The organism is uncultured Nostoc sp. (assembly GCF_964247315.1).
Taxonomy (GTDB): domain Bacteria; phylum Cyanobacteriota; class Cyanobacteriia; order Cyanobacteriales; family Nostocaceae; genus Nostoc.
Genome location: NZ_CAXTTT010000024.1, coordinates 35167 through 41690 on the forward strand (window position 1 = coordinate 35167; position 6524 = coordinate 41690).

Genomic DNA, 6524 nt, shown 5'->3' on the forward strand with positions numbered 1-6524 from the left:
GACTACACCAGTGCTAAATAAACAAGATTCAGCAGCAGTAACTAGTAACTAGCAGACAGCACATCTTGGCTTAATGGAAGGGAGAAAAAATTTTTGCCTTAAATTTGTTTGTCAAAGGCAAAATTAGGGAATGCTTAAAAATAGCAATTCATAACCTAGAAATAGGACTTGGATCAATTACAGAATCGATAAATTATTAAGGTAGCAGTGGCAATGATAGAGCCTGAAAACAAATTATTTGCCCTAAAGGATGGTTGGGATTCTCATGAATCAAGAGAACAGCAACGCCTCAAAGCTTTGTCGGATTTAGGTTTGCGGCAACCAGAAACGATTCCGGTTTTTGAAGAAGCCACACAGACTGCCGCCCGCTTTTTGGAAGCACCAATTTCCATACTGGGATTTGTGGATCAAGAACGCCACTGGTTCAAGTCGGCGGTGGGCTTATCTAGGCTGGGATTAATGAATCATTTGGCACAAAACCGCCAACTACTACGCCGGGAGTCATTTTGCACTCAGGTAGTAGATAGCTTTCAAGTAGTTGTAATTAATGATACGCATAAACTTACAGATCCAGTCCTTGCTAGCAGCAAGTTAGTGCAAGATTATGGTATTCGTGCTTACTTAGGAGCACCATTAATTGATGCTGAGGGACATTGTTTGGGTGCATTGGCGGTAATGGATTTAGTGCCACGCAATTTTACACCCCGAGACATTGAGTTTTTACAAATCATCGCTCGTTGGAGCATGAGTGAATTTGAACGTAACCGACTCCTGCAAGGGAAACTTGAATCAAGCGCTCCCAAGAACGTTCCGATATTCTCACTAAATGAGGAACGTAACACTGAGATTAAAATCACTGCATCCACCAAAGATAGCGACTCTGTTTCTACTAAGCAACTGAAGCTAGAACTTTTGAGTCAGCTAACTCAGGAGTTACGCACGCCCTTAACATCTGTACTCGGTATGGCTAGTGTTTTAGGACGTGAGATTTATGGGCCTTTGACGACTAAGCAGAGAGAATATTTGGAAATTATCCAACATAGTGGTCGGTACTTACTTTCCCTAGTAAACGAAATTACCGAACTTGGAGCTATGGATGAAAACTCAACTGTGCTAAATCTAGCTCCCGTAGATATTGAAATGCTATGCCAACAAGCTATCAATACCCTCGAAGAAGTAGCTAATCGCCGTGAGCAAGATGTTCGCCTGTCTATAGAACCGGGACGCAGTCGTATTTGCCCTTTAGATAAAGACAAGGTGCGGCAAATCCTCTATCATCTGGTTTTCAGTGTGATTCAACTTTCGGCTACAGGTAGTATTGTTCGCATTCATGTTTCTTACAAAGAAGATACGCTCAACATTACTATTTGGGTTTCCCATCCCTGGTTAGGGGACGGCATAACAGAGGTAGATCCTTACTTCCGTCTCAATTCTTTGTCGTTGCTGGAGCTTACAGGTGAGATAGCAACTTATAATACTTATACAGACAGACAAGAGCAACTAGATACTTCATCAGTAGCAGTGGAGAATTCCAAAAACCTGAGTGATTCCCACTCAAATTTCTTTGCTACTAGTTCAGGTATAAATTTAGCTAAATCACATGGAAGTCTTTCTCGTGAAAGCTTGGGTTTATTACTAAGTTGTCAACTGGCAGAATTGCATGGCGGACATATTTTGATTCAAGGTTCACCAGAATCAGGATATCGTTATGTGCTTTCTTTGCCACTACAACTAGCGACTTCCTCACCAGCAATTAGCGATGTCTAATCGTGGGAATTGGGGAAGGTGGGGCCCCCTCTGGGGATAAGGGGTAATGGAGATTGGGAAAGACGTATTTTCTATCTATATTTCATTAATTCGTAGCAAATTCTCTGTGTGCTTCTGCGCTTACCTATGCCTTTAAATTTCAACCCTCAATTCGCCACCATTTTACGTAAAGCTGTACTAAGTATATGAAGAACTATCTTAACTTCGTATTGGCTGATGGCTAAGAATAAGAGCGCCATCACGCAATCTGCAATCTCTGTTATTACCTTTTTATAGCTATAGGCATTATGATCGATTCCAAGTTCTGCGTCGGCAGGCTAATCGATCGCAATGTTTTTTATGAATTTAGTCTGGCAACGATTTACTCTATCAACTTTACCGCTCAAAGAATATCTTGCTACCAGTTATGTACACCGCTCTCTGGTGGGACTACTAAGTTCTTGGCGGCAAACTAGCGTCTTTCTCCAGTGGGGAGATGCGATCGCAGCGGCTTTACTCAGCTTAATATATGCTTTAGCACCTTTTGCTTCGAGTGCGTTGGTGGGTTTTTTGCTGGTGGCTTGTGTCGGATTTTGGCTGTTGTTGACTTTATCTGATGAAGTAACACCAACAAATGTCTCATCAGTCACTCCGATTCACCTGCTGGTATTGCTCTACTGGGGAGTTGCCGCAGTTGCAACAGCATTATCACCAGTGAAAAGGGCGGCACTTAACGACTTGGGAACGTTGACCTTGTATTTGCTACTATTTACCCTTTGTGCCAGGGTATTAAGGTCGCCTCGCCTCCGTTCTTGGATTATCATCCTTTACCTGCACGTATCGTTAATTGTTAGTGTATATGGGTTGCGGCAATGGTTTTTTGGAGCCACAGCACTAGCAACTTGGGTTGATCCAGAATCTCCTATGTCTAAGACTACAAGAGTCTACAGTTATTTAGGCAATCCCAACTTATTGGCTGGATACCTCTTACCAGCAGTAATTTTTAGCTTAGTAGCAATTTTTGCATGGCAAAGCTGGCTCAAGAAATCTCTAGCATTAACGATGCTAATTGTCAATAGTACTTGCCTAATTCTAACTTTTAGTCGTGGCGGTTGGATTGGACTAGTGGTGTCAGTTTTAGCTGTGATGACTTTGCTAGTTTATTGGAAAAGCGTAGAAATGCCTCGTTTTTGGCGTACTTGGTCACTACCGATTGTTTTGGGAGGTTTGATTGGCGTATTGGTGCTAGCAGTGATATTTGTAGAGCCAGTGCGACTGCGAGTCTTCAGTATTTTTGCCGACCGTAAAGATAGCAGCAATAATTTTCGCCGAAATGTGTGGGATGCTGTTTTTGAGATGATTCGCGATCGCCCTATTTTCGGCATTGGGCCTGGTCACAACTCTTTTAATAAAGTTTATCCCCTCTACCAACGCCCTCGTTACACTGCTTTGAGCGCTTATTCGATATTGTTTGAAGTGACTGTAGAAACTGGCTTTGTTGGTTTAGCCTGCTTTCTCTGGCTAATAATTGTCACATTTAATACAGCACTTTTGCAAGTGCGACGATTGCGACAACTCAGAAGTGTAGATGGATTTTGGTTAATTGGAGCGATCGCTATTTTGTTGGGTATGCTAGCTCACGGCACCGTAGATACTGTTTGGTATCGTCCTGAAGTCAATACCCTCTGGTGGCTGATCGTTGCCTTAATTGCTAGCTATTGGACACCTTTAGCTCAAAATCAGACAAGTCTAACTAACTCAGAATCAGCAATAAACTAACACCAATAAGTTGTCAGTTGTTATCCTACTGAACAACTGACAACTTTTAAATTTTAAATTATCTAATCTCTGTAGGTAGTGCCACTTGGGGCATTAGGGTCGCGATAGGCAGTCGGTTGAGAATCGCGCTTTTTGCCAGCCAACCCAGCTAGACCGAATAAACCAATCAATCCTAGCCAACCCCAATTAAAATCGTTGCGCTCATTAGTGGTGGTTGTTGGAGCAGTAGTGGCCCCGGAGTCATTAGTTGTTTGAGCTTGTGCAGATAGAGTTAAGGGTAAGATTCCCATACTCAAGCTGAGAACGCCAGCCCCAACAAATGTAATGAAATTACTTTTCATAAATCTGAAAATTCCTGATGCCATCCGAAGTTACTCACCAGTGTATCGAGTCTCAACCTTAACAAAATCAATCTGGGGCTATAAACTAGGCATTTTCAGAACTCACGCTGTAGACATACAACATAATTTTCACAGCAATCAGTTTCTCACTCTGACTGTGGTAGTTTAGCAAACCGATCCTCAATAGCTTTTCATAGCCCGTTGAATGTCACGCTGGTCTTGGCGTCGTTTCAGGTCTTCTCGTTTATCGTGGAGCTTTTTACCTTTCCCAAGGGCTATACTCACTTTTAGCCAGCCTCGTTTAAGATACATTTTCAAAGGGATTAAAGTTAAACCCTGCTGTTCGACTTTGCCAATTAGCTTACGGAGTTCTTGGCGATGCAATAGTAGCTTGCGTGTACGCCGTGGTTCGTGATTAAAATATTGTCCACTAGCGTTGTAAGGCGAGATATGCACATTGATCAACCATGCTTCGCCATTGCGAAGCAAAGCATAGCCATCTTGGAGATTGACTTTACCCGCACGAATCGACTTCACCTCTGTTCCTGTCAACTCAATTCCAGCTTCGTAAGTTTCTAGAATTTCATACAAATAACGGGCTTGACGGTTGTCGCAAATAACTTTGTAACCTTCGTTCTTGTCGCTCATTGATAATTTTGTGTGCTTTAAATGTACCTAAAAAATTATTTTGATTGGCTTGTAAATTATAGGGTGTATCTTAGAACCGCTATAAATGGTGAACTGTATATCACTAATTTAGCTTTTTTAAGTTCAAAATTAAGGTTTTCTGGCAACTTTAAGTTAACTGATACCGATTACCTGTGAGGTTTCATAGAACAAGTTGCTTGAGCAACTTGTCTGACCAAGCCTAATTTTGTGCAGTTTCACAAATAGGACTTACACATCAAGTAAAGGCAATACCCTGTGGGAAGCCGCTTCTTTAGGAAAGACTCTGCATAACTTGCTTCTTTGCGTTTACATGAATTGCCCCTACAGAAAATCAATATTTTCACTTTCTTTTGGCATAAGTCCTGACAAAGAACTGGTATGACGCTAATGATGATGAGTTGTTACAAATTACAAAGCTTTCTATGCCTCCTAAGCACAGAGAGTCTAAGGTGGTTACACTTCGTTAACCTTCCTAATGATTTAAGATTTTCCTTATAAATCAATCCTTAGAGCAGTCATTAGCTAGTAATCTTGTCATAGTATGAAACATAAGAACACTATTATTGTGTGTGTTTATTAACGGAGTACATAGAAGCAAATTTCTGAGTAAAAAAATGCTAGGGATGTATTATCCATGCCCTTGACGATCCTTGTAGTGGATGATGATTTGGGCACTCGTCTGTCTGTTAGCGACTATCTTGAACTGTCTGGCTATTCAGTGATCGTGGCTAATGACGGTCAAGAGGCTTTGTTTATGGTGGATGAGTATCATCCTAATTTGATTGTCACAGATATTGTTATGCCACGAATGAATGGCTATGAACTGGTGCGCCGGGTGCGTCAACAACCAGTGTTTCGTTTATTGCCTGTAATTTTATTAACGGCACGCATTAAGACCCAAGAAAGAATTCTAGGCTACCAGTCAGGGTGCGATTTATATTTACCCAAGCCTTTTGAACTGGAAGAGTTAGCAGCAGCAATCCGCAATCTTTTAGAGCGATCGCAAATTATCCAATCAGAGTATCGTTTTTCTCATAAAGAGAGTTTGGATAGTTCCGGCTTGACAAAAGCAGGGGATACCCATAATTCTTTGTCCACTCAAATTCAGAAATCTCCTCTGCACTCAGCCCTAACTAATAGAGAACAAGAAGTCTTAGAGTTATTGACTCATGGTCTTTCTAATGCCGAAATGGGTCATCAGCTACACCTAAGCCCCCGAACCGTGGAAAAGTACGTTAGCAGTTTATTGAGAAAAACCTTAACCAGCAACCGCGCGGAATTAGTCCGTTTTGCGATGAAGCATGGTTTAGTGGAATAAAAGTTAGGAGTTCAAAGTGAGAAGTAAGGAATTAAAACTTCTAACTCATAACTCTTCACTTTGAACTTTTGTGAGCAGAGCTTCACAAGCATCGATCAGTAAATCAATAACCTGATTAAATCCCTCTTGACCACCGTAATAGGGATCTGGAACTTCCTTTAGAGTATGTCGAGAGCAAAACTCGCACATCAAACGCACCTTATGTTGATATTGCTCAGTGCGATCAAGACTGAGGATGTTCTCATAATTTTCTCGATCCATAGCCAAAATCAAATCAAAGTCTTGAAAGTCTGACTTTTGAAACTGGCGTGCTCGACCACGCAGTTTAATTCCCAACTTGCTAGCAGCCGCAGCACTCATGCGTCTGTCAGGTGGGCTACCAATGTGATAACTAGATGTACCAGCAGAGTCACAGAGGATGTGTTCGCTCAAGCCCGCCTGCTCAATTAAATGATTCATGATGTTTTCTGCCGATGGCGATCGGCAGATGTTACCTAAGCAGACAAACAGCAACTTGTAAGGCATAGATTTTCTTTGTCCTTTGTCAATAGTCATTTGTCTGCGTACCTCTTCAAAGAAGCAAGCTACGCGCAGCGTCTACCCTGAGCAGAAGTCTGGGCGGCCCCGGTAGGGGCGGGGGCAGATATGTGTTTTAAGTGGCTATATAACAA

General features: G+C 41.9%; 6 protein-coding genes. 3 read left to right on the forward strand and 3 right to left on the reverse strand.

Annotation, left to right across the window (positions count from 1 at the left end; genetic code table 11):
* The first annotated feature begins 213 nt into the window (after positions 1–213).
* Complete coding sequence (locus ACFE93_RS09775) at positions 214–1767, forward strand: GAF domain-containing protein (protein ID WP_375473111.1); 1554 nt, start codon at positions 214–216, stop codon at positions 1765–1767.
* Positions 1768–2106: 339 nt separating this feature from the next.
* Complete coding sequence (locus ACFE93_RS09780) at positions 2107–3525, forward strand: IctB family putative bicarbonate transporter (protein WP_375473112.1); 1419 nt, start codon at positions 2107–2109, stop codon at positions 3523–3525.
* Positions 3526–3587: 62 nt separating this feature from the next.
* Here ACFE93_RS09780 and ACFE93_RS09785 read toward each other — a convergent pair whose 3' ends face one another.
* Together ACFE93_RS09785 and smpB are read right to left on the reverse strand one after the other, a co-directional pair.
* A complete protein-coding gene (locus ACFE93_RS09785) occupies positions 3588–3866 on the reverse strand; it encodes a WGxxGxxG family protein (RefSeq protein WP_375473113.1) in 279 nt (92 codons plus the stop codon).
* 180 nt (positions 3867–4046) lie between these two features.
* On the reverse strand, positions 4047–4514 hold the full coding sequence (smpB, locus tag ACFE93_RS09790; protein WP_094349892.1) for an SsrA-binding protein SmpB: 468 nt from the start codon (positions 4512–4514) through the stop codon (positions 4047–4049).
* 655 nt (positions 4515–5169) lie between these two features.
* Here smpB and ACFE93_RS09795 point away from each other — a divergent pair.
* Positions 5170–5853, forward strand: a complete 684-nt coding sequence (locus ACFE93_RS09795; protein ID WP_375473114.1) for a response regulator transcription factor — start codon at positions 5170–5172, stop codon at positions 5851–5853.
* A 45-nt stretch (positions 5854–5898) separates the two neighbouring features.
* Here the strand turns inward: ACFE93_RS09795 and ACFE93_RS09800 are convergent, their stop codons facing one another.
* Positions 5899–6378: a low molecular weight protein-tyrosine-phosphatase gene (locus tag ACFE93_RS09800; RefSeq protein WP_375473137.1), complete on the reverse strand. Its 480-nt coding sequence runs from the start codon at positions 6376–6378 to the stop codon at positions 5899–5901.
* Between the last annotated feature and the right edge of the window lie 146 nt (positions 6379–6524).